This is a genomic window from Funiculus sociatus GB2-C1, from assembly GCF_039962115.1.
Taxonomy (GTDB): Bacteria; Cyanobacteriota; Cyanobacteriia; order Cyanobacteriales; family FACHB-T130; genus Funiculus; species Funiculus sociatus.
Window position 1 is genome coordinate 1 of the sequence record NZ_JAMPKJ010000014.1, and the last position, 23,532, is coordinate 23,532.

Consider the following 23,532-nt stretch of genomic DNA (forward strand, 5'->3'; position numbering starts at 1 on the left):
ACCAAGAACATTCTGTTGAATGAGGGGATTCGCGCTTGGATGGCTCCTCAAGATCAGCCTCACGAGAACTTTGAGTTCCCTGAAGAAGTTCTGCCTCGCGGTAACGCGCTGTAAGAAAGCTGAAAGATGGGGGATGAACTATTCTCCCTGTCTTCTAAATCCCCTGCCGATGAGCAGGGGATTTTTTTTCTCGCTTGCTACACACAATCCGCTTTTGTGTGTGCTATCTTAAATGAGGGTGATGAATTCGCAAGCGATAAACACCCTAATCCTTTTGAGACATCCAACCGCTAAGGTAGATAGGAGGTGATGCCCATGAGTGATAGTAGTAAATTTATGGGTCATCAGGTTAGCGTCAACCGGCTGTGCGCCGGGGCTGTTCTCTAAGAGCCAGTTTTAATCCCCTTGTGGGATTAGAGCAGCGAAAGAGCTAGGCTGGCTAGGAGAATCTTCCGGCAGTCTGGTGCTAAACTGAAGACCCGACTAGACCGCTCTCACATTAAGTGTAATGGTTAATCCCAAATCACTTCCCGTGAGAGCGGATAGTTTTTTAAGGGGCTAGGAATTAGGTAGGCAGCAATTTGACTTCTCTTCCACTCAGCGCTCTTAAAGGCGTAGTTGGTCACAAAGGCGGAAATGCCAGAAGGCATCATTCAGCTATTAGGCTTGACGAAAGAGAGGAAAAAGATAAGATGCACCGGGAAAATTAAAGATTTTACAGAAGCTAGAACCTGCATCTAGCAGCATATGCAAAGCAGTTTGTAAGTTATTGGAAGTAAGCGAAAGCGGCGAGACATCATCGCACCCGACTTTAGAGAGCGTCGCACCCGACCATACACAAACACAGGGGATAAATCTATAGACTACGCATGATGGTGATAGTTTTACGGAAAAAGATTTTGCTCTAGAACAAGCTATTAAAAAGTTAGAATAAATCTTGCAAAAAAAGAAGTAAAATTCTAACATTAGGCGTGGTATAGGCATTTCATCATAAAGGGGATGATGTTAGGCTAATACCTGTGCTACGATTACATGAAAAATGAAAGAAGGGTGTCAATCTTTCTGCATAAGGTGTGAGGAAAAGAGGAAAGATGGCTAAGTTAACGTGGAAGTCTCTGCTAGTAAGCCCAGCCGTTTTGGGAGCAGCCTTGGTAGTTTCATCGGCAGCGATCGCAGCCGAAACTCCAGTGGTTATGGAAGCGATTCAGTCGCAAACGACAGAGGAGAAAGTAAAGGTATCGCAGCCAGTGGCAGTGGCAGCTGCGCCGGAAGTAGCAGCAGAAAGCCAGTTGCCTGTGTTTTCACAGACATCTGCTGATGTGAAATTGCCAGAAGAGATGGCAGCTTCCCTCAGCCAAGCGACGACGGCTAACATTGAAGCGTCTGTCCCCGCGACACCCGTGAAGGTGGAAACGCCGAAATCAGCCGAAGCTTTGAGTTCTGTACCTGTAACACCATCTGGAGTAGAAATACCAAACCAGGTGGCAAGAAGCGAGAGTCAGCAAGCTCTAGAAGCATTGCCTAGCACTTCTGTCCCGGCAATGCCAGCGACAGACTCAAGACTGGCGCAAACACCGTCTGGAGCGTCAACGGTAGATAACAGCACCGTTTTAGACCAAATCAACCGCTACAGCCGGGAAGGGAATAACTCTCAGAGTCAAGTAACTAACGTTTCCCAGCTGCGGGACGTACAACCGACAGATTGGGCGTATGAAGCGCTGAGAAGCCTAGTAGAGCGCTACGGTTGTATCGCAGGTTATCCAGATGGCACCTATCGCGGCAACCGCGCTATGAGCCGCTATGAGTTTGCTGCTGGTTTGAATTCCTGTTTGCTGCAAATTGAAAAATTGATTGCTGCATCCACAGCAGATTTCGTCACCAAAGAAGATTTGTCCACACTACAGCGGCTAATCGATGAATTTGGGGCGGAACTAGCAACCTTGCGGACACGGGTAGACAACCTGGAAGCCCGCACCAAATTCCTAGAAGAAAATCAGTTCTCCACCACAACCAAACTGGTTGGGGAAGCGATCTTCGCAGTTACGGACAGCTTCGGTGAAGGTGTTGACGATAACACCGTCTTCGGCGACAGGGTGCGCTTAGACTTCCAAACCAGCTTTACGGGTTCAGATATCTTGCACACCCGTCTTGCTGCTGGAAACCTCAATGCCTTCAACGTAGCCGAGAATGGGCGAACATTTGAGGGCACCCAGACCTTTAACCTTGGCTATGGCGATGGCAACAACGACGTCGGCATAGACTGGCTGGCGTATGAATTCAACTATGGCGGTTCCAAAGTTTACATTGCCGCCACCGGAGGAATTCATGCCGACTACGTTCCCGTTTTGAATCCTTACTTCTATGACGGAGACGGGGGTAACGGTTCACTCTCAACCTTTGCACAACAAAGTCCCATCTATCGCATCGGTGGTGGTGCGGGTGCCGGGATCAGACTTGGTGTAGGAAGAGCGCCGCTGCTTGGCCCCACGTCACTAACTGTTGGTTATCTAGCAGATAATGCGAATAGTCCTAGTGATAAACAGGGTCTATTCAACGGTGACTACTCGGCTATAGCTCAGTTAAACTTCACCTTAAATGATCGCGTCGGCTTGGCTGCAACTTACGTCCACGGTTACCACAACCGGGGTGATGGAATATTCGACATTGGCGGAAGTCCTCGCTCGATTGGTAATAACCCAATCATAGGTAGTGGTGCGGCTAACGATCCACAAGAGGCATTTGGGACGGGCGCTCGCTTTCCATTAGTACAGGCGAGGGATACCGCGCTGATAACTAACTCCTATGGTCTTTCGAGTGCTTTGCGAGTGAGTGACAGATTCTCCGTGAGCGGCTTCGTTGGTAAGACTGATATTAGCGCCGTTGAGAATAGTACCAGAGGAGAGGTTTGGTACTACGGATTAGGCGTTGCTTTCCCGGATTTGGGTAAGCGTGGGAACGTACTAGGACTTTTTGCAGGCGTGCAACCATACCTTGCAGGTCTGGAAGTTCAAGGCAGCCCAGTAGGCATTAAGAGCGATCGCTCGTATCATTTTGAAGGATTCTACAAGTACCAGCTGACCGAGAACATCTCAGTTACTCCTGGTGTCATCTGGCTGACCAATCCTAACCAAAACGATGACAACAATGACGCTGTGATCGGTACCCTGAGAACTACATTCACCTTCTAGGCAATAATAGGCAACCAAAAAAGCCTAAGCGTCTCGAAGTCAAATTATTTAGCCCCGTCTTCAGCGGGGCTTTTTTTATTTCTCATTCTCTGGCTGAGCCTGAGAATGCCTTCTGCGTTAGCGAAGCGGCGCTTTACGCGCCGGTGGAGCCTCACTCTGTACTTGAGGCTCAGCCTAGTAACGAGTAGAAGAGCGATCATATCAATAGCAATTTATCGAGCAAGCGGCATTAAACCACCAAACCCCAGTGGAGAACCGGGGTATAATAGAGTTAACGATCCCTCACACACAATCTCAAGCTTGTGGAACTTTCCTGCAAAACTGAATATGCACTTCTAGCTCTATTAGAACTAGCTAGTCACTATCAGAACAGCGAACCGCTGCAAATTCGGCAGATTGCGGCTTGCCAAAATATACCTGACCGATATTTAGAACAACTACTGGCGACGTTAAGACGTGGTGGTTTAGTGCGTAGCCAACGCGGGGCAAAGGGTGGTTATTTGCTGGCGCGAGAACCTTGGAAAATTACGCTTTTAGAAATTGTGAATTGTCTAGAAGGATTGGAACCCAAACCAACTGAGAACCATGCCAATCCCAAAACGGTAGAGAGTGCGGTAGTTACGGAAATATGGCAAGAAGTGCATCAGAAAGCTAACTCAGTTTTGCAAGGATACACGCTTCAAGATTTGGCTCAGAAGCGAGATTCCAGGCGACAGTTAGACATAATGTATTACATCTAATACCGATAATACCAACTCACTTACCCACTTACCCGCCTGGAGCTCAAGTTCCAGGCTAATAGCGAAAGTCCCTTAAAATGGACTCGATTCCCAAAAAAGAGGAAGACTATTAATGGCTCTGTGGCGACTTTATGATCATCTTGTTGGGTGGACAAAAACTCGTCAACCTCTGATTACTTGTGAAAGAGAATCCTTATACAGTTATGTCCTTGGGAAAGGTGACATACTGGTTTCTATTATTCATGCCATTCGTGGAATAGAAAATTATATTGATCTGGTAGCTTTTATTCCACCCACAGTTTCAATTGCTGATTTTGTTGAAAACATTAAGGGGAGTAGCAGTCATCAGTTGAATGAATGATAGCCAACCGAATTCCCGATCATCATTGGGATAGCAATGCGGATATGGACTGTTTTCGCTGGGTAGTCAACAACTCGATAAAGCTATAGCCTACGTTAGAAACAAAAAAGTATATTATTTACCCAAAACTACTATCGTGTCTTTGAAACGAGACAGTGAACAAGAGGATGACTCGGTAAAAAAAGAAGCAAGTAAAAGGTGAACAAATGAATTTGATCATAATTAATCGAATTGTTGAAGTAGTCCGTTTTAACGGAGCACTATTAGTCTGGTTAATTTTCAGGCGGGATGGCGGCAAAGTGAAGTGGATTCATCAACCACCTGCAAATGAATTTGCACGCTAATAGCTAAAGTCCTTTAAAACGGACTAGATTATTTGGCATTGCTGTATCCTTACAAGATCACGGCTTACCACTGACAAAAAACAACTACTTAAACCTATGCGGATTGCACAAAACATTACAGAATTAGTCGGTCGGACTCCTTTAGTTCAGCTGAATCGTATCCCCCAATCAGAAGGCTGTTTGGCTCGGATTGTGGTGAAATTGGAGGGAATGAACCCCGCTGCCTCGGTGAAAGACCGCATTGGGGCGAGCATGATTAATGTGGCAGAACAGCAGGGTCTGATCCATCCAGGCAAAACAATCTTGGTAGAACCGACTTCCGGAAATACTGGCATTGCTCTGGCGATGGCATCAGCGGCGAAGGGCTACCAGCTGATTTTGACAATGCCAGACACTATGAGTACAGAACGACGGGCGATGTTGCGGGCTTATGGGGCGCAATTGGAACTGACTCCGGGCATTGAAGGGATGAGCGGCTGTATCAGGAGAGCGCAGGATATTGTAGACAATACACCCAATGCGTATATGTTGCAGCAGTTTAGCAACCCAGCCAACGTCCAGATTCACCGGGAAACCACAGCCGAGGAAATTTGGGAAGATACAGAGGGGCAGGTGGATATCCTGGTAGCTGGAATTGGCACTGGCGGGACGCTGACAGGTGTGGCGGAAGTGATAAAGGCACGCAAGCCGAGTTTTAAAGCGATCGCAGTCGAACCGATCAACAGCCCAGTTTTGTCTGGCGGTCGCCCTGGCCCTCATAAAATTCAGGGGATCGGTGCTGGGTTTATTCCCCAAGTCCTCAACGTGAAAATGATCGATGAGGTGATTACTGTGACAGATGACGATGCGATCGCCTACGGTCGTCGTCTCGCCCGTGAAGAAGGTCTGCTTTCCGGCATCTCCACAGGTGCAGCCCTAGCTGCTGCCATTCGCGTCGCCCAACGTCCCGAAAATGAAGGACGACTGATTGTTGTGGTTCAGCCTAGCTTTGGAGAACGCTACTTAAGTACACCCCTATTCCAAGATCCAGAACCGCGTGTGCCAGCTGTGGTGAGTTAACGCTAAAGTAGCGATTAGCGGTCAAATACTAATTGCTAGTGGCTAATAGCTAAGAACAAACAGTGGTGGGTAATCAGAAAGAATCTAGCCAATTACCAATTAGCTATTAGCCATTAGCCATTAGTAACTGTACTATTTCCATGACAGATTCTAATTACTACGACACCCTCGACGTTAGCCCCAGTGCCACAGGGGCAGAAATCAAGCAAGCCTATAGGCGTCTAGTAAAGCTGTTTCATCCAGATAGCCATTGCGAAACAGCTAATCATGAGCAGATTGTCCGGATTAATGCCGCTTATGAGGTACTGGGCGACCCGCACCAAAGGCGATCTTACGACCAGCAGTTGCAGCAACGCTCTAGGCAAGAGCAATATGTTGCTAAACAACACCAGCAGCAAAGTCGCTACCAGACGACCTACCAAAGGACTTCGTATCGACAACCCCCAGCAAATAACGCCCAGAAACGATCCTACGGGTATCGGCATTTCCAAGACGCTGACGAGCAACTACAGCAATGGCTAAGCCAAGTCTATGTGCCAGTCAACCGCCTGCTGTGTCGCATTCTCAATCCTCTAGCAGAGCAACTAGATCAACTTTCAGCCGATCCTTTTGATGATGAATTAATGGAAGCATTTCAGGCTTACCTGCAAGACTGTCGCAACTACCTCAAACAAGCTCAGCTGGTTTTTCGTTCTCTACCCAATCCTGCCAACGTTGCGGGGGCAGCTGTTCACCTCTACTACTGTCTTAATCAAGTGGCGGATGGCATTGAGGAGTTAGAGTTGTTTACGCTCAACTACGATGATGGCTACCTACACACTGGTCAAGAACTTTTTAGAATTGCTACTGGTTTGCACTGCGAAGCTCAATATGCTGTCAAGGACATTGGGTAGATAAAAATTGAAGAATTGGTCATCTCATGTCCGCTTGAATACTTATGTTATGCGTATGGTTGGGAATTGGTAATGGGTGGCTCAGCGTATTATCTATTCCCCACCGACGATAGCAGTTCTAAACAAATTGTAAAATTTCCTTCAATAAGAATCGCCTCGCCACAACATATTTAGGATTTATGTAGAGTTAAAAACCCAAATAAAACCACTATTTTTAAGGGAATTCTATTGGAACATAATATTATTTTTTTCTTTTTAATCGTCATCTTTGGGTTTCCAACTTAGAGACTCTGTCCAAGGAACTTTGCTAACTATGAATTCGCAAGATAAAATGTGATTAACAAGTCTACCTACCTCAATGGTAGTATTAGCTACCCTCAGCACCAGCTTCAGAGAAAATTGCAGCGTCCGGTTTCTGGTCATAAAGTCGCTGTACAGCTTTTTTTGAGTATCTTTGCCTTTTCGGAGCTTTGATAGGTCAAACAAAGGCGCACTAATTTTCAAGGTGGGGTTTGTTGCGTCACCTTTGAGGACATCTTCTACAGTCAGCTTTTCTGTGAGGATATTTCCAGCAGCAATAACCCGAAAAACTTGACGCTCAGATAGGTCGAGTTGCATAGTGGGTGTTATGCGAATTACTCGCCGCGATTGCCCTTGAAAATCCGTTAGCGTACTGCGATCCCAATCTATTTCTATAAAATCTTGCTGAGATTTATTTTTGATGCTGATTGACAGCTCTTTCAAATCTTCTAGTAAATATCGCTTTTTAAGTTTAAATTGAATTTCAAGGATATCTTTTAGGTTTTGTTCTTCCAATTGTGTATTCAGTAATTCTTGATTCAACTGAATTGTAACTTGAGTTATATTTAAAGACTTTACCATCCGGTACAAGACATAAGTAACGCAGATGATATAAACTGTTACAAGTAGTAAATTGCGATCGTCCAAGATTAGTAATTGGTGTAATAGTAAGAGTTAAGACTGAGGAGGTTAGGAGCTGAAATTTATTAATTCCGGACTCAAAACTCTCCTTTAAACATTTCGTAAAAGATGCGATTATTCATCCTTAATGGTGGAGAAGTTCTGGAACCAGCCGCGCCGCCAGAAAAAGTAGATTAAACCAGAAGCGATCGCTATCATCAACGCCAAACAAAGCGGATAGCCGAAATACCAGTCTAGTTCTGGCATATTCCAGGGAGATTTTTCTGTATTGAAGTTCATTCCATATATTCCGGCAACAAAAGTTAGGGGAATGAAAATACTAGAAATTACAGTTAAAAGCTTCATAACTTCATTCATTCTGTTACCAACCGAAGACATATAAACATCCATTAAACCAGAGGATAGTTCTCGGTAAGTTTCCACCATATCCATCACCTGAACCGCATGATCGTAACAGTCTCGCAAGTAAATTCGCACTTCCTCGCTAACCAGACTATTGCCATCTCGAATTAGAGTATTAATGGCATCACGCTGAGGCCAAATAGCGCGCCGCAGTGCCAATAATTCGCGTCTAATTTGATAAATTTTGTCTAAAGTCTTGCGTGTGGGATTGGCGATAACTTCTTCCTCTAAGTCTTCAATTCTCTCACCATAATCTTCCAGAACAGGGAAAAATCCATCGATAATGGCATCCAACAGTGCGTAAGTTAAATAATCGGCACCGCGCTTGCGAATAGTACCCTTATTGTGACGAATGCGATCGCGCACTGGCGTAAAGCAATCACGCTGCGGTTCTTCCTGCACAGTGAGCAAATAATGTTTTCCCAATACTAAACTAACTTGTTCGCTATAGAAGCTATTCCCACTTTCCTTGGGCATCACCATCCGGGCAATAATTACCACATGGTCTTCATAGTCCTCCACTTTGGGACGCTGCGGCACATTTACCACGTCTTCTAAAACAAGCGGATGTAAATCAAAAACCTTCCCCAACTGTTGTAAAATTTCTTCACTGCCTAATCCTAGAACATCCACCCAAGAAACCGACGCGGTATCCAAATATTCAGCACACTCTTCTGGGGACTGTAATGCTAGGCAAGTCCGGTTAGTCTCGTTGTAGTCAATTAAGATAATTTTGGGCAGTGGCGCATTTTTATCAATAACGATTGTCCCCGGTAAAGCACCGGGTTTGTCGTAAAAGTATTCAAACAAATCCTCCTCATCATCTTGATTCGGCTGTGTCGCGAAGTTACGTAGTTGGGGGCGTTTTTGTGTCATGCAGATTTATCTCAAATTGAGGATTTTATTTGCACTATTTCATCTAAGTTTACTCAAATTCTGATAAAATTAATCAAGTAAAAAGCATATTATTCAGACTAATTTACTTTTTTGATGCCATATTTGAACTCAAAGCTTGCCCTCCTGGATCGTCTTTGTTGGGAAGCTGGGTGGCGATGAATGGGGAAAACGGCATTAAACGGTCAAGATTACTCTGTACAGCCTGCTGGACTTTTTCCACTAAGAAATTTACAGTCCCAGACCGATCCTGTTGATAATCCTGAAAGTATTCTTTAAGATTTACTGGGTCGCCGATCCAGATTGCTGCTATTTTATGACCTTTGGGCGGCGGTTGGTCAATGTCGAACACCTCCCTTTCCAGCCGCGTGAGGGTGTCCAGAAAGCGTTCTGGAGTCGGGGCAGCAGCTACATAACCATCATAGATGGCATCGAAGTTTAAAAGGCGCTTCGCGGCTTTTTGGATGGACGAGGCATTCCAGAAATCATCGGCTTCTAAAGTTTCAGCCTTAGACTGTAGGACGTACTCAATTTTATAGACACGCTCCCGGTTCAGTTCGTTGGGAGAGGATGAGATCGCGAGTTTTTCTTCGCAGGAGTGGAGGACGAAAGCTTTAAGGTTGGAAATACGCTGATTCCAAGGCTCTTGAGCATTTTCGGGAGTGTAAATACCATATTCCTGTTCGCAGTTTACCAAGACTTGCTCTGCCACAACGCGCAGCCGCTCGTATAAGCTAGATGCTTTTTTTACCTGTAGGGCTTGCTCCAGTCGGTTCAGGATAGCGTCAATCGCCGGATTCATGTCCTGGGTGTAACGATATTTGATACTTATGGGTACAACGTAGAAGTCGGGCGGAGTTGAGCCACGCTTAACCAACTTAGCGATCGCTTGTAGAGCAATTTGCACTGCTCCTACCCGGAAAGGCATCACCGTGTCATTCTGCAACGACCAGCCCCCCTCTGGAAAGATTACCAGATGGCATTTCGGTTGGCTAAGCAGTTCCAGGGTTTGGGCAATACTGGCGCGATCCGCAACCCCACGCCGGATAGAATAGACCCCAGCTTGCTGAAGAAAGCAACCTTGCAGCCCTTTGAACCCCTCAAAAGCAGCTAAGTAGTTGAAGGCTTCACCTAGCGTTGCTGATAGCAGAAACATCGACGCCGGATCGTCGAAGTTAGAGTGATTGGGTAATAGAAGCAGCCTTTGATCTCGCAAGTTTTCCAGCTTCTCCAAGCAATCTTGGCTAATCTCCACATCCAACTGAAAGCGCCAGCGTACTAATGGAGGCGCAATAGTCTGCAAGAGGCGGACAAAAATCCGGTTGAGTCGAGGCGGGTAGAACTCAGCTATTTTCTGTTTAGGAGTAGACATAATCTGCCAAGGGTTCCTAACCGATGCAATATTATTCAGTTTAGGTGGCGTCAACCGCTTGGCTTTCTGTTTAGGCCAGTTTCTCGATCAGTACACACTGGGCAAACTTAGATATAGTTCGATTTCATCAAGAGCGATCGCAAAACACCCTGTGTATCCTCGTGACCAAACTTCCGCCTGGTCACGAAAGATTTGTGACTACTGTCTGGGCGATATTGGCTGGATGATTTGAAGCGCCTCAGCGAGAAGGGCAGCAGCTTTATCCTTTTGCTGCCTTGCTGCATATTGACTAGCAATATCACTCAGTGCATTAACTTTGTAAGGCTTGCCCTGAATGTTTTGAGCAACCTTAAGGGCTTTGTCAAATTGTCCCCCTTTTGCATAACTGCTGACAATTACAGGCAACATCCAGTCTATGTCCTTTTCCTCATTAGAGATATTAGTGCTAGACATAATATCCTTAATAGTTTGGGCAATCTGAATAGCCCGGTCAGGTTGCCCTGCCTCGGCGTAATTAACCGCAATCTCAGATAGAATCATGGTTTTGTCAAACTTACGCTCAATAGTTTGGGCGACTTTTAAAGCCTGGTCAAGTTGTCCAGCTTCGGCATAACTGCGAACGATTTCACTCAAAGCCCCAGCTTTGTGGTTAGCATCACTTATTGTTTGGGCGACTTGCAGTGCCGACTCAAATTGTCCCTTCCGGGCATAGTGTCCAGCGATTCTAGACAGCGCTCCAGCTTTCTCTTGGACATCTTTGATAGTTTGTGCAATTCGCAGAGCTTGCTCATATTGCCCTGAATTTGCGTAAAAATGAGCCAGGCTAGATAACGATATGGATTTAAAAGCAGGTTCTCCGGTTTGCAGCATTGACTGAAGTTGTCCAAAAATTTCAGTCGCTTTCGCCTTCTCGTTAACTGCTGCATACTGCACCGCAATCTCACCCAAAGCATGGAATTTGAAATCCGGGTTAGACATAGTTTTCGCAACGGGCAAGGCTTGATCGAGAGCTTTGATTGCTTGATCAGTTTGTCCCACTTGTGCGTAACCACGAGCAATCCCAACCAGTACGTTACTTTTACCCTCGTTGGTATTATTGATAGTTGGTGCAACTTTCATTGCCTGATTCAGTAACTCAATGGCTTGGGCGTTTTGTCCTGCTTTCGCATATTCGACAGCGCTGCGAGCTAAAGCAAAGGCTTGAGCGTGAGCATCCTTGAGAGATTGAGCAACTTTCACGATTTCGGTTAAAAGTGCAGAACTCTTATCAACTTGTCCGGTATCGGCAAAGTGGTGGGCAATTAACGAAAGCCCATATATCTTAAATACCTCATTCTCATTGTCTAATCCTCTGACGGTTTGAAGCGCGAGGTCATATTGTCCTTCCTGTACATACCGATTTTGGATGTCTGCTAAGTTTTCCACAACATCGTTGTGACTAAGACAGTTTTTTGCTGCATTGGCAACCCGAATTGCTTGGTCTAGTAACTCTTTGGCTTTAGCCTGCTGTCCTGCTTTTGCATACTGACCAGCAATTGCTGCTATCGGCTCCGATTTGTCGCAGTCATTAGAAATGGCTTGAACCAGAGGAAGAGCTTGGGCTAAGAGTTCCTCCGCTTTATCGCTTTGTCCTATTGCTGCGTATTCGCCAGCTATCCTAGTTAATATCCCAAGTTTAGAAACATCACTTTCTGGCGCGGTCGCCGCATTCACAGGCAAGATTAAGGTTAGCAGTGCTGCTGTCACCAGGATTTTGAGCTTCACTTTTGGTTTACCTCCGGTTTGAAATAGTCCGTCTTTTAGGAAAGCTAAAGTTTAGGAGCGCCCAACAATGGGATTTGGTGCCATCTTACGCAAATGGGCCTCCCAAAACACATGAACGCGGCATTAGGCATTAGTTCCAGTAAAACTTTCAAAAGCCTCGCCTGCTGAATTCTGAAGGGGTAAATGCTTCCAGAAGCTTCCCCTGGTTCGGAATAATATCTTTGGCTGCGATTTAATAGACTTATTGCATTCATGTTTTTGAAATAAATTTCCGGCTTAAAACTTAAAATCGTTTTAACGGGTTGAAACATTTACCCAGGAATCATGACGATGACTTTAGCTATAAACCTGGAACTTTAGTTCACAGCTAAATGAATGCAAGGAGTTTAATGTAATTTTCCAATACTGTAACAATTTATTAGACTTCCGCAATACGCGATCGCGCCAAAAAAGCAGTAGGGGCAAGGTTTCCCCGCCCCTGCAAAATTTCTTATAAAGAGCGATCGCGCCAAAAAAAAGCAGCCTGTCCCCAAAGACAAACCGCGTTTATATTAAGCCCGCGCAGGCGGGCTAAGTTTTGTCTAGCCGCGACTAAGCGCTAACGCGCAGGCTCCGCCAACAGTCGTTCGGGCTACATCATGCCCATGCCGCCCATGCCGCCCATGCCGCCCATGCCACCCATGCCGCCCATGCCGCCCATGCCGCCCATGCCACCCATGTCGGGAGCAGCAGCACCTTTCTTCTCCGGCTTCTCGACTACCAGGGCTTCAGTGGTCAACACCATGCCAGCAATTGAACCAGCATTCTGCAATGCTGAACGCACAACTTTCGCGGGGTCAATAATCCCCGCCGCAATCAAGTCTTCAAAGGTGTCAGTAGCGGCGTTGTAACCGATGTTGAAATCAGTCTCGCGCACCTTCTCGACGATCACAGAACCTTCGACACCAGCATTATCAGCCATCTGACGCAGGGGTGCCTCTAGAGATTTGCCTACAATGTCAGCACCAACTTTTTCTTCATCGTCCAGACTATTTTTAATCTCGGCGATTTTCTTGCTCAGATGAATCAGCGTTGTACCACCGCCTGGAACTATGCCTTCTTCTACAGCAGCTTTGGTAGCGTTGAGAGCATCTTCAATTCGCAGCTTGCGGTCTTTGAGTTCGGTTTCGGTAGCCGCACCCACTTTGATGACGGCGACACCACCAGCAAGCTTAGCAATCCGCTCTTGCAGCTTTTCTCTATCGTAGTCTGAATCAGTTTCCTCTAGCTGCTTGCGAATTTGGACAATCCGCTTTTCCACGTCTGCGGTTTTTTCCCCAGAAACGATGATGGTGCTTTCTTTATCAAGGGTGATTTTCCGAGCAGTTCCCAACATTTCCAGGGAGACTGTATCTAGGCTTAAACCTACTTCTTCGGAAATCATTTGACCGCCAGTCAGAACGGCGATATCTTGCAGCATAGCTTTGCGGCGCTCGCCAAATCCGGGCGACTTGATGGCGCACACATTTAGTACACCCCGCATTTTGTTTACCACCAAAGTCGCTAGTGCTTCCCCTTCGATGTCTTCGGCAATAATCAGTAAGGGTTCACCGTTCCGCGCAACTTTTTCCAAGACGGGAATTAAATCTTGGATCGAGTTGATTTTCTTATCGGCGATCAGGATGCGGGCGTTTTCATATTCCACCACCATCCGTTCGGTATCGGTGATGAAGTAGGGAGAAACGTAGCCGCGATCGATCTGCATCCCTTCGACGACATCGAGTTCCGTGCTGATCGATTTAGATTCTTCAACGGTTATTACGCCGTCTTTGGTGACTTTCTCCATCGCTTTAGCGATCATGGCACCGACTTCTTCATCGTTACCAGCCGAGACTGTAGCAACTTGCGCGATCGCGCTGCCTTCTACTGGCTTCGCTAGCGCTGCAATTTCCTCTACAAGATGGGCGATCGTTTTCTCAATTCCCCGCCGCAAGCTAACTGGGTTCGCCCCAGCTGCTACGTTCTTCAAGCCTTCTTTGATCATCGCTTGTGCCAACACAGTTGCTGTAGTCGTGCCATCACCAGCGATGTCTTTAGTCTTTGATGCTACTTCCTGAATCAGTCGAGCGCCCGTATTTTCCAACGGGTCTTCTAATTCAATTTCCTTGGCGACGGTAATGCCATCATTAACAATCTGGGGAGCGCCAAACTTCTTCTCCAGAAGAACATTCCGCCCTTTTGGTCCCAGCGTAATTTTAACGGCATCGGCCAGGGCATTCACGCCCCGCTCTAGCGCCCGCCGTGATTCTTCATTAAATGCAATGATCTTTGCCATTTTTGGTATTAAAAGCGCTTCCGCATTCCAATTTAGCACTCAGTGGCAAAGAGTGCTAATGCGGATCACCCCTCATCCCCAGTGCAACTAACCTACATACGATGGATCTAAACGGCGACCCAGAATACTTTTTGTTACTTGTTGTGACAAATTTGGCGATTTTAACTTACCCGAAGCGGATCTGATCGCATAACGGTAAAGCCAATTTCTGTCGTCACCTAGTTGACAAGGAGGGAACTTTATGAATTCAAAAAAGAAAAAATCAGCTCAAGTTCAGCATATCTGCCCAATTTGTTGTATTGTCCCGCCGCATATGCTCCAGGAGGTTTCCCAAAATGGCAACCCTGAGCAGCGTGCTTGGGCATTTCAAACCTTATTGGTGTCGGAACGGATTCGCGGACAGCGGGACGTATTGAGCAAAATCCCAGTAGGAGCAACGCCAGCAGGCGAGAAGTGCCGCACCATCTTTGATGCCAAAAATGGTAATGAACTACCGGGAACCATAGTGCGCGGCGAGGGTGATCCCCCAACCGACGATCCAGCGGTGACAGAAGCATACGATGGCGCTGGTGCGACCTACGATTTGTTTTGTGAGTTATTTGAACGAAATTCCATCGACGATCGCGGTCTGCGTTTGGACTCCACGGTGCATTTCGGCACGAATTATGATAATGCCTTTTGGGACGGCAACCAAATGGTCTACGGTGATGGGGATGGGGAGCTATTTGAGCGCTTTACCAAAGCGATTGATGTGATCGCCCATGAGCTAACTCACGGCGTGACTCAGTATGAAGCTGGTCTAATTTATTACGGCGAGTCCGGGGCATTGAATGAGTCTTTTTCGGATGTCTTTGGTTCGCTGGTGAAACAGAAGATTCTCAATCAAACAGCAGAGGAAGCTGACTGGATAATTGGGGAAGGACTGTTTACAGCCAATGTCAAAGGTGCGGGTATTCGCTCGATGAAGTCACCAGGAACAGCATACGACGATCCAGTGCTAGGCAAAGATCCCCAACCTGGTCATGTGAAAGATTTATACAAGGGTACGGACGATAACGGGGGTGTACACATCAACTCAGGTATTCCCAATCGCGCGTTTTACTTAGCAGCAATGGAAATTGGCGGCTACGCTTGGGAGAAAGCAGGTAAAATTTGGTACATTGCTTTATGCGATCGCCTGCGTTCTAGAGCAAATTTCAAACGCGCTGCGAAGACCCTCATCAAAGTCGCTGGCGAACTCTACGGCGAAGGTTCTAAAGAGCAGAATGCAGTCAAAACAGGCTGGAAGGAAGTAGGAGTAATCTAAAACCAAAAGTAAAAGTAAAAGTTATTTTTTACTTTTACTTTTGTCGTGCAGCTGCCATTAGCCATTCTAAAAGCGGTCTTAAGGTTCCCGGTGCTGCTTGTTCGCTAAAGCTGACAGTATGGTGGTTACTATCTTCTTCCACTGTTAGCTGATACACAAAGCGATCGTACTGGGAATTAGTAGAAGTTATCTTCGCAGGTAAGTTAAAAAAATTAGATGCGTCAACCAGTAGGCGCAGCTGATTTGCCTCGTTAGTAGGCAGACTATCAGTGTCAATGACTTTTGACAGGCGCATCCCGGCAAAACCGCCAGTCCGTTCAAAAGAAATTCGCATACTTTCTTCTACCTAGTAACAATAATTCCATTTTGCTTTGAGCTTATAGAATTATGCGGGCAGAATGTAGAGACGTATACAACGTCTCTACCGGAGATACGGTTCTATGCCATCACCATCCCGCCATCTACATTAAGCGTTTGACCAGTAATATACCCAGCAGCAGCGTCGGCGGCTAGGAAACGTACCAAACCAGCGACTTCCTCTGCCTCACCGTAGCGCCCTAGAGGAATGAATTTCAAGATTTCCTCTGACTTGAGATTGCTGGTCATATCGGTGGAGATAAAGCCGGGTGCAACGGCATTTACCGTAATGCCGCGACTGGCTAACTCTTTAGCAACCGTTTTGGTAAAGCCAATTACACCAGCTTTAGCGGCGCTGTAGTTTGCCTGACCAGGGTTGCCCATCTGACCTGCAACTGAGGCAATATTAATAATGCGCCCAGAGCGTTGCTTGAGCATCACTTTACTAACGACTCGCGTACACAAAAAGACACCAGTTAGGTTGAGGTCTATCACTGCTTGCCAATCCTCCGGCTTCATCCGTAGTAGCAGAGTGTCGCGGGTAATGCCAGCATTGTTCACCAGCACATCGACGCGGTTCCACTTCTCCATTACCGTGTTGAGGAGGGTGTCTACTTGGTCAGCTTTGGAGACATCGGCAGCTACTGCGATCGCACTCCCTACCCCCTTGGCTGTAATTTCCTCCACCACTTTTTCGGCTGCGCTACTAGAACTGGCATAATTAACAACTACGTCGGCTCCCTCAGATGCTAATGCGAGGGCGATCGCTCGACCAATTCCTCGTGAAGCGCCTGTGACGATGGCAACCTTTCCCTGCAATCGTTGCTGGTAGTTTAGTAATGCTTCCATCAATAATTCCTCTTGCTGCGTCGGCTTACACGATCGCGATTGTGCAACCGCGCTAATTATCTTATGTTGATTCGTACTTCGGAATGACCGAATTAATCTTTTTAAAGATTACGATAATCGAGAAAGAGTAGAAAACTGATTTTGTAATATGGCGACCAAAAAGCAGTTCAGCAGTTTCCAAGAATTACTGTCTAGTTCCCAAAAGCTGATATTAGTAGATTTTTATGCTACCTGGTGCGGTCCATGTCAGATGATGGCTTCGATTTTGGATCAGGTGAACGCCCGCATGAGCGATCGCGTGCAAGTTGTAAAAGTTGATACGGATAACTATCCAGATTTGGCTACTAACTATCAGGTTCACGCCCTGCCGACGCTGGTACTCTTTAAAAATGGTCAGCAAGTGGATCGCATTGAGGGTGTGCTGCCTGCCGAACAGCTGATTCAACGCTTAGCCCCTTTCGTTTAAGACTACATCACAAACGGCCGAATCTGAAGCCGCATACCCTATAGCGCGATCGCCATTTTCTGAGTTTGGCAATTTGCGATCGCAAAAATTCGGAGATTTGGGATTTTTGGAGGAAACCATAACGGTTCTCATTTGAATTAAACACAAAACTTAACCTCCTACCCTTTGGTGGGTAGAAGGTTAAATTTGTCTGATGTTAGAAATATGGCTCTAAAAAGTAAAAATTGAGTTCCCCTACAATCAGGGAGGTTAGAGCCTATCAATCCTTTTTACCAGGCAAGAGCCTGGTAAGGAGACTTTTCGAGACTTCCGCCTCGAATTGAGCCTTAAGGACTATTTGGAGGAGCCGCCACAACGCCTTTTTCTGCGGAACGTTCCCGTTTTTTTCGTTCCGCTACGAGGGCATCTTCCATGACCAGACGTATCTGGGCCATTTTTTCCAGATTGCTGCGGTAGAACTCCAAATCTTTGAGCAATTTGTCTTCTGGGAGGCTCAAGCCGAGACAAATGTGCCTAAGTGCCTCAATTCGCTGTTTTTCGTCTTTAACCAGATCTGGGTCTGCTAATTCCAGCAGCGTATATAGACCAATCCCAAACAAACGGCTGTACTTAAATTGAGTATGGTTAGCGATCGCCTTTACAGCTGCATCGTGTAACTCTGAAGCACCCCTAGTATCCGCCGTTGGGTTTAACCAAGCAACTATTTCTTTACCTGGAAGCCGCTTAGCTAATTCCTCCAGCCGCTGGGCATCTTGCTTGTACTGTTCCGTCTTGTCCCCTACTGCCTGACACAAGGCATCAAAAATGGGTTCTTTATCCCTTTCTGGTCGATAGCCTTGCATGAAGCGGTTAAAGGACGTTACCACCCCCAGTCCATATATGGGGTCATAGCGAAAGTCCACATTGACTGAAAGCAAGTGCATTTCCACCATCAACTCTTCCACAACCCGCCGATAGATGGAGTTTATGGGGCGGGTGTGGAGACTATAAAAAGTTCTTTTAGTGTCTGATACAGTGCGGACGTTATTCACCGGGAATTTTTAAGGGAAACTTAACCCTATTGTCTCCTTTAAGGACACGTTTGCCAAGCTCATGTTTTACAGATCCACTGGGCAAGCTAAAATGCGGGATCGCTGGGATGACTAATGGCTAATTGTTTATTGTCATTAGCTATTAGTCATTAGTCATTAGTCATTAGCCATTTTATTATGACCTTCTCCCCCGAACTAACTCTCCTCGCTAGCTACCTGGCTGGGGAATTTGATAACCGAGAACAAGCGATAAAAGATCCTGCGTGGTATGTACACCTACGCCTTTGGCTGCGACCAGTACACTTATTTACAGATGACAGCCTCACCCTATTTGCAGAGCAAGCCAACATCCTTAAACTGGATCAACCCTATCGTCCCCGGATTCTGCGCCTGCGCCAAAGCGACACCTCAGAAGGGTGTTTGGTGCAATATTATATGCTCAAAGATCCAGATCGCATCCGGGGTGCTGGACAGAATCCATCGTTGCTGAAGACACTTACACCGGAGCAAATGGATTTTTTACCAGGCTGTACCCTAACTGTCACTCAGCAACACTTAGCCCAAAATAGTTATAAATTTTCCGCTGTACCTGCACCTGATACCCGGTGCTGCTTTACCTATCTAGGGCAAACTTACCAAGTTGCTCTGGGATTTGAGGCAACTCAGGAGGAATTTAGAAGCTTTGACAAGGGGATAGACCCCCAAACAGGCAAAGCCATCTGGGGGGCGCTCCTTGGCCCCTACATTTTCAGCAAGCGGCAAGATTTTTCTACTGAGCTACCGAGCTGAAGTCCCTTGTCAGTAGGCGTTTAAAAATCTGAAAGTTTGAAAATCCTCAAAACGTTCCCACGTTTCAAGTTTTCAACTTTCCAACTCTTAAAGTAGCTAATAACTGCCTCAGCTGACCATGCTGCGAGGTACTCCTTCAAGAGCCTCTTCTTCAGTTTCAAAAATTTCAAAAACCGAATCCATCATGGTGACTTCAAACACCAGCTTGGCTTCTGGATGAACGTTACAAATGCGGAAACTACCTTTGACTTTATCAGCATCCCGCATCCCTGCCACCAGCGACGTTAGTCCAGAGCTGTCGATAAAATTAACCTGACCGAGATTAACAACGACGTGGCGACTGAGTTTAGAAATACATTCCTGCAACTTCAGGCGAAACTGCCATGCGGTTGTAATATCTAGGCGTCCAGTGGGTGCCAAGACGATGACTGTAGTTCCGTCTTGAGTCGTATGTGTTCTCTGATCGATGTGAATCACCAAGACCTCCTTGCTCCGGAAGCTCCATCTTTAATACCTACAGAGGAGCTGCATTATAGTGCGATCGCTCGCATGAATTGAACTTTCAGTAGTCTAACTCTAACTCATATATAACAGGTAGCAAAAGCCTATTTTGTATGATTTTGAGAATAGTGGCTGGGGACTGGGGGCTGGGGACTGGGGACAAGGGACTAGGGACTAGGTAAGAAACCTTCTAATTCCCAATCCCCAATCCCCAATCTTTATTCCTTACCTTCAGCGTCGGGTAGCAATGGGCCGCTTCCTTTGGTGGAAAGGATTTTCGGCGTGGCATTTGGGTTTTCCAAGCAATCTAAGCAGTCGTCATAGATTTCCAACACCGAATCCATCATAGTAATTTCAAACACCACCTTGGCTTCTGGTAGCGGATGACAAAGGCGGAAACTTCCTTTCACTTTATCTGCGTATCGCATTCCAGCTACCAGCGAGGTGAGTCCAGAGCTATCAATGAACTCTACCCCTTGGAGATTCACGACCACATGACGACTGAGGTTTAAGATACACTCCTGCAAATAAACGCGAAACTGCAAAGCCGTTCTGATGTCCAGCCGTCCAGTGGGTGCCAAAACGATGATTGTAGTACCGTCCTGGGTCGTATGTGTTTTCTGGTTGATGTGAAACACTGACCCTCACCTCAGATATAGCCAAAATAGCCCACTTGTGCTATTTAAGTGGATATTTTCCCATAGTCTAACTCAGGTCTGGGACGCTTTATCTGGTGTCCAGTTTGCCCAATCTTGCGGCTTCAAGAAAGTTTCATAAAGCTCAGCTTCTGGGGTGTTCGGTTCTGGTTGATAGCCATATTCCCAACGTACCAGTGGCGGTAAAGACATCAAAATTGACTCAGTACGTCCGTTAGTCTGAAGTCCAAAAATTGTGCCTCGGTCATAGACGAGGTTAAATTCTACGTAGCGACCGCGACGATATAGTTGGAAGTTACGCTGGCGATCGCTATACTCCATTGACTGCCGCCGCTCGACAATGGGAACATAAGCTGGTAGAAATGCCTGACCGCATTGCTGCACAAAGGCAAATATCTTTTCCCAGTTGCGCGGCTCTGGCGTACCAACTTTGTTGCTATAATCTGCGGCTGGCCCTTGGGCATCCGGGCCGCGATACAAAACGCCTTGACCATCTTGATAGTCAAAAAATATACCACCTACTCCCCGCGTTTCTTGCCGATGCTTCAGATAAAAATATTCGTCGCACCACCGTTTAAAGGTCGGGTAATACTCTGGGTGGTGGGCATCACAGGCTTGCTTCATGGTGCGGTGGAAATGGGCGACATCTTCCGCAAATGGATAATAAGGTGTTAAATCGATACCGCCACCAAACCACCATACAGGGCCTGCCTCAAAGTAGCGATAATTCAGGTGAACGGTTGGAATGTAGGGATTGCGAGGATGTAACACCATCGAAGTGCCAGTAGCATAAAAGCCGTGTCCAGCAGCTTCTGGACGTTGCACTAAAATCGATGGCGGTAACTGGTGTCCCCAGACTTCAGAAAAATTAACTCCGCCCTGTTCAAATACTTCACCCTCGCGGATTACGCGAGAACGACCGCCGCCGCCTTCTTCTCGTTCCCAGGCATCTTGTTGGAAAGTTGCGCCTCCATCCAGCTGTTCCAAACCCTGACAAATTTGGTCTTGCAGCTGTTGCATAAACTGGCTGACTCTAGCTTTTGAGTCATCTGGGGGGAGAAGGTTGCTAGATGTTGTTTCTGTAGTCGAAACTGTCATAATCTCAATTCAATGTTGTTCAAAAAAGCGATGGACAAGGTAAAAACTATTGACTATATCGGGAGGGGAGTTCGCCTGAGTTCACAAGCAGGCAAGCGGGGCGATGTCCCAAGAGACGAACCCTGAAAGGAGTTCGCTCTCTACAATGGTGCAATGGTGCTACTCATGCTTTTGACAAGCATACGCAATTTTGGCGATCGCTGTGTCAGCCCTAAAATTAGTCAGCTCTAGCAGCCTGATATAGCTTCAAAGCAACCCACTCCATGTTATTTCTGGCAAACAGCCTATCTTAAATCAGATGGGCATAAACTTAACCAGCATATTTATACAAATTTAGATAAAGGAGCTACAGGTTGCTCTGGAAATATCCTACAGAGGGATGCTAGACGCAAATAATTTATTCTAGGATAATAAGTTACCTTGGAGACTCGCTGCGGGGGTGTTGTGATTCTCAATTTTTCCTTCAAGTTCATCGTTGGTCGAAAAGGTTTTTCCTTCCGCTTTTCTCTGGCTCGGACGTATCGCGTTGTAAGTTCCGCCTCCGTGGATGTCTTATGGGAAAAATTAATTAACTTAGGCGATGTATCTTGGCATCCTCTTCTTACCAGCACTAATGTTCCTAGGGGGCTGATTGCTAAACCGGGTTTGATCTATAACGCAGTTACCCGCTTGATGCCAATTCCAATTAGGGTTTTTGTTGAGCGCGTTCGTCCCTGCGAGTTACTCAGCGCGAGAGTTTTAGCGATTCCAGGGGTAGAGAAACGAGTGACTTACCAGGTGGAATCTACTGTCTGCGGTACGTATGTTTCTTATTCAGTCACCTTGCGCGGTTGGTTATCGCCCTTAATTTGGTGGATGATTCGGTCTTCTTCAGCCCGCGTAGCCGCTGAATTAGCCTCCGCAGCTGAACAGGTGAGTTTACAAGCGCAAGGGTGAAACCAGGGGAGGGGGGAATTATCAATTCCGAATCTTAAATTCAAAATTGGAACAGAGCAACTGTATAGCGCGATCGCGCACTCGCAACCGTTAAGATGCTTTATTGTGGGAGAATCCGCTTCAGCGATCGCTTGCCAGTTGCAAGTGGGATAAGGAATATAAGTGTCCTATGCTCGATGCTAGTTCAGTTTTAGAAGTATTGCGACCAGTGCAAGATCCCGAACTCCGCAAGAGTTTGGTTGAATTGAACATGATTCGCAATGTGTCCATTGATAACGGTAAAGTCAGTTTTACTCTGGTACTGACGACACCCGCCTGTCCCCTACGCCAGTTCATTGTCGAGGAATGCGAACAGGCGCTGAAAAAGAATCTACCAGAAGTAACAGATGTGGTGGTGGATGTCACCGCCGAAACCCCCCAACAAAAATCTCTTCCGGATCGCACAGGGATTGCTGGTGTAAAAAATATTGTGGCAATTTCTAGCGGTAAGGGTGGTGTGGGCAAAAGTACCGTTGCGGTAAACGTAGCGGTGGCTTTAGCACATATGGGTGCAAAAGTTGGTTTAATTGATGCGGATATTTACGGGCCCAATGACCCAACAATGTTGGGACTATCGGATGCTCAGATGACGGTAAGGCAAAGCCCCTCTGGCGAGGTGCTGGAACCTGCTTTCAACTACGGTGTCAAATTAGTTTCAATGGGGTTTTTGATTGACAAAGATCAGCCTGTGATCTGGCGAGGGCCGATGCTTAATGGCATCATTCGCCAGTTTCTCTACCAAGCGGAGTGGGGCGAACTCGATTATCTGATTGTCGATATGCCCCCTGGTACTGGTGATGCTCAGTTGACTTTAGCGCAGGCGGTGCCAATGGCTGGGGTGGTGATTGTCACTACACCGCAGACAGTGGCTTTGTTAGACTCGCGCAAGGGCTTGAAGATGTTCCAGCAGTTGGGAGTAAAAGTGTTGGGGATGGTGGAAAATATGAGCTATTTTATTCCACCAGATATGCCAGACAAAAAGTATGACATCTTTGGTTCTGGAGGCGGGGAAAAGACAGCACAGGAACTGGGTGTCCCCTTACTGGGTTGTGTACCTTTAGAAATGCCTGTGCGGGAAGGAGGCGATGCGGGAGTGCCGATAGTGGTTGATAAACCAGAGTCAGCATCTGCGAAAGCGCTGTTTGCGATCGCATCTCAAATAGCGGCTAAAGTCTCCATTGCAGCCCTAGCATAAGGCAAAAGACAAAAGGCAAAAGTAAAAAATATTCTT

At 46.6% G+C, this 23,532-nt stretch carries 22 protein-coding genes and 2 pseudogenes; 12 read left to right on the forward strand and 12 right to left on the reverse strand.

From position 1 onward, the window contains the following. The 7 genes and pseudogenes from NDI42_RS09200 to NDI42_RS09230 form a co-directional block, all read left to right on the forward strand. A pseudogene (locus NDI42_RS09200) lies at nucleotides 1–114 on the forward strand (photosystem II protein D2); the annotation flags it as partial. A gap of 467 nt (nucleotides 115–581) precedes the next feature. Then, nucleotides 582–710: a hypothetical protein gene (locus NDI42_RS09205; RefSeq protein ID WP_348231395.1), complete on the forward strand. Its 129-nt coding sequence runs from the start codon at nucleotides 582–584 to the stop codon at nucleotides 708–710. Between the two features lie 381 nt (nucleotides 711–1,091). Further along, nucleotides 1,092–3,188 (forward strand): iron uptake porin, encoded by a 2,097-nt coding sequence (locus NDI42_RS09210; RefSeq protein WP_190454547.1) that lies wholly within the window; start codon nucleotides 1,092–1,094, stop codon nucleotides 3,186–3,188. Nucleotides 3,189–3,490: 302 nt separating this feature from the next. After that, a complete protein-coding gene (locus tag NDI42_RS09215) occupies nucleotides 3,491–3,928 on the forward strand; it encodes an RrF2 family transcriptional regulator (protein WP_190419580.1) in 438 nt (145 codons plus the stop codon). Between the two features lie 112 nt (nucleotides 3,929–4,040). Further along, nucleotides 4,041–4,491, forward strand: a pseudogene (locus tag NDI42_RS28895) (IS200/IS605 family transposase). 238 nt (nucleotides 4,492–4,729) lie between these two features. Next, complete coding sequence (gene cysK / locus NDI42_RS09225; RefSeq protein ID WP_190454550.1) at nucleotides 4,730–5,692, forward strand: cysteine synthase A; 963 nt, start codon at nucleotides 4,730–4,732, stop codon at nucleotides 5,690–5,692. Nucleotides 5,693–5,832: 140 nt separating this feature from the next. Then, nucleotides 5,833–6,585 carry a J domain-containing protein gene (locus NDI42_RS09230; RefSeq protein ID WP_190454553.1) on the forward strand — a complete coding sequence of 251 codons (753 nt, stop codon included), beginning with the start codon at nucleotides 5,833–5,835 and terminating at the stop codon, nucleotides 6,583–6,585. A gap of 255 nt (nucleotides 6,586–6,840) precedes the next feature. Here the strand turns inward: NDI42_RS09230 and NDI42_RS09235 are convergent, their stop codons facing one another. From NDI42_RS09235 to groL, 5 genes are all read right to left on the reverse strand, one after another. Continuing rightward, nucleotides 6,841–7,533, reverse strand: coding sequence for a hypothetical protein (locus NDI42_RS09235; protein WP_190454556.1), 693 nt, complete (start codon nucleotides 7,531–7,533; stop codon nucleotides 6,841–6,843). Nucleotides 7,534–7,641: 108 nt separating this feature from the next. Continuing rightward, the gene (corA, locus tag NDI42_RS09240; protein ID WP_190454559.1) at nucleotides 7,642–8,805 is read right to left on the reverse strand and encodes a magnesium/cobalt transporter CorA; all 1,164 of its coding nucleotides are present in this window, start codon (nucleotides 8,803–8,805) and stop codon (nucleotides 7,642–7,644) included. Nucleotides 8,806–8,908: 103 nt separating this feature from the next. Further along, nucleotides 8,909–10,195: a lysophospholipid acyltransferase family protein gene (locus NDI42_RS09245; RefSeq protein WP_190454562.1), complete on the reverse strand. Its 1,287-nt coding sequence runs from the start codon at nucleotides 10,193–10,195 to the stop codon at nucleotides 8,909–8,911. A 198-nt stretch (nucleotides 10,196–10,393) separates the two neighbouring features. Continuing rightward, nucleotides 10,394–11,959, reverse strand: coding sequence for a tetratricopeptide repeat protein (locus NDI42_RS09250; RefSeq protein WP_190454565.1), 1,566 nt, complete (start codon nucleotides 11,957–11,959; stop codon nucleotides 10,394–10,396). 631 nt (nucleotides 11,960–12,590) lie between these two features. Beyond that, the gene (gene groL, locus NDI42_RS09255; protein WP_190444889.1) at nucleotides 12,591–14,273 is read right to left on the reverse strand and encodes a chaperonin GroEL; all 1,683 of its coding nucleotides are present in this window, start codon (nucleotides 14,271–14,273) and stop codon (nucleotides 12,591–12,593) included. 241 nt (nucleotides 14,274–14,514) lie between these two features. Between groL and NDI42_RS09260 the strand changes: the two genes are divergently transcribed. Further along, nucleotides 14,515–15,579: a M4 family metallopeptidase gene (locus NDI42_RS09260; RefSeq protein WP_190454568.1), complete on the forward strand. Its 1,065-nt coding sequence runs from the start codon at nucleotides 14,515–14,517 to the stop codon at nucleotides 15,577–15,579. A gap of 34 nt (nucleotides 15,580–15,613) precedes the next feature. Here NDI42_RS09260 and NDI42_RS09265 read toward each other — a convergent pair whose 3' ends face one another. Continuing rightward, complete coding sequence (locus NDI42_RS09265) at nucleotides 15,614–15,913, reverse strand: protealysin inhibitor emfourin (RefSeq protein ID WP_190454572.1); 300 nt, start codon at nucleotides 15,911–15,913, stop codon at nucleotides 15,614–15,616. Between the two features lie 104 nt (nucleotides 15,914–16,017). After that, nucleotides 16,018–16,785: a 3-oxoacyl-[acyl-carrier-protein] reductase gene (gene fabG, locus NDI42_RS09270; RefSeq protein WP_313931007.1), complete on the reverse strand. Its 768-nt coding sequence runs from the start codon at nucleotides 16,783–16,785 to the stop codon at nucleotides 16,018–16,020. Between the two features lie 148 nt (nucleotides 16,786–16,933). Between fabG and trxA the strand changes: the two genes are divergently transcribed. Then, the gene (trxA, locus tag NDI42_RS09275) at nucleotides 16,934–17,251 is read left to right on the forward strand and encodes a thioredoxin (RefSeq protein WP_190454574.1); all 318 of its coding nucleotides are present in this window, start codon (nucleotides 16,934–16,936) and stop codon (nucleotides 17,249–17,251) included. A gap of 7 nt (nucleotides 17,252–17,258) precedes the next feature. On the opposite strand, the gene NDI42_RS09280 is transcribed toward trxA, so the two are convergent. Together NDI42_RS09280 and psb29 are read right to left on the reverse strand one after the other, a co-directional pair. After that, nucleotides 17,259–17,396: a hypothetical protein gene (locus NDI42_RS09280; protein WP_190454577.1), complete on the reverse strand. Its 138-nt coding sequence runs from the start codon at nucleotides 17,394–17,396 to the stop codon at nucleotides 17,259–17,261. A 181-nt stretch (nucleotides 17,397–17,577) separates the two neighbouring features. After that, nucleotides 17,578–18,282, reverse strand: a complete 705-nt coding sequence (psb29, locus tag NDI42_RS09285; protein ID WP_190454580.1) for a photosystem II biogenesis protein Psp29 — start codon at nucleotides 18,280–18,282, stop codon at nucleotides 17,578–17,580. Nucleotides 18,283–18,459: 177 nt separating this feature from the next. Between psb29 and NDI42_RS09290 the strand changes: the two genes are divergently transcribed. Beyond that, entirely contained in the window at nucleotides 18,460–19,071 is a 612-nt protein-coding gene (locus NDI42_RS09290) for a chromophore lyase CpcT/CpeT (RefSeq protein ID WP_190454583.1), read from the forward strand. A gap of 108 nt (nucleotides 19,072–19,179) precedes the next feature. Here NDI42_RS09290 and NDI42_RS09295 read toward each other — a convergent pair whose 3' ends face one another. From NDI42_RS09295 to hemF, 3 genes are all read right to left on the reverse strand, one after another. Further along, on the reverse strand, nucleotides 19,180–19,548 hold the full coding sequence (locus NDI42_RS09295) for an STAS domain-containing protein (protein WP_190411700.1): 369 nt from the start codon (nucleotides 19,546–19,548) through the stop codon (nucleotides 19,180–19,182). Between the two features lie 242 nt (nucleotides 19,549–19,790). Further along, the gene (locus NDI42_RS09300) at nucleotides 19,791–20,210 is read right to left on the reverse strand and encodes an STAS domain-containing protein (protein WP_190454586.1); all 420 of its coding nucleotides are present in this window, start codon (nucleotides 20,208–20,210) and stop codon (nucleotides 19,791–19,793) included. Nucleotides 20,211–20,282: 72 nt separating this feature from the next. Further along, nucleotides 20,283–21,326 (reverse strand): oxygen-dependent coproporphyrinogen oxidase, encoded by a 1,044-nt coding sequence (gene hemF, locus NDI42_RS09305; protein ID WP_190454589.1) that lies wholly within the window; start codon nucleotides 21,324–21,326, stop codon nucleotides 20,283–20,285. Between the two features lie 444 nt (nucleotides 21,327–21,770). Here hemF and NDI42_RS09310 point away from each other — a divergent pair, with 444 nt between their 5' ends. Then, on the forward strand, nucleotides 21,771–22,262 hold the full coding sequence (locus tag NDI42_RS09310) for an SRPBCC family protein (RefSeq protein ID WP_190424082.1): 492 nt from the start codon (nucleotides 21,771–21,773) through the stop codon (nucleotides 22,260–22,262). 169 nt (nucleotides 22,263–22,431) lie between these two features. After that, nucleotides 22,432–23,496 carry an Mrp/NBP35 family ATP-binding protein gene (locus NDI42_RS09315; RefSeq protein WP_190454732.1) on the forward strand — a complete coding sequence of 355 codons (1,065 nt, stop codon included), beginning with the start codon at nucleotides 22,432–22,434 and terminating at the stop codon, nucleotides 23,494–23,496. The last annotated feature ends 36 nt before the right edge of the window (nucleotides 23,497–23,532 follow it).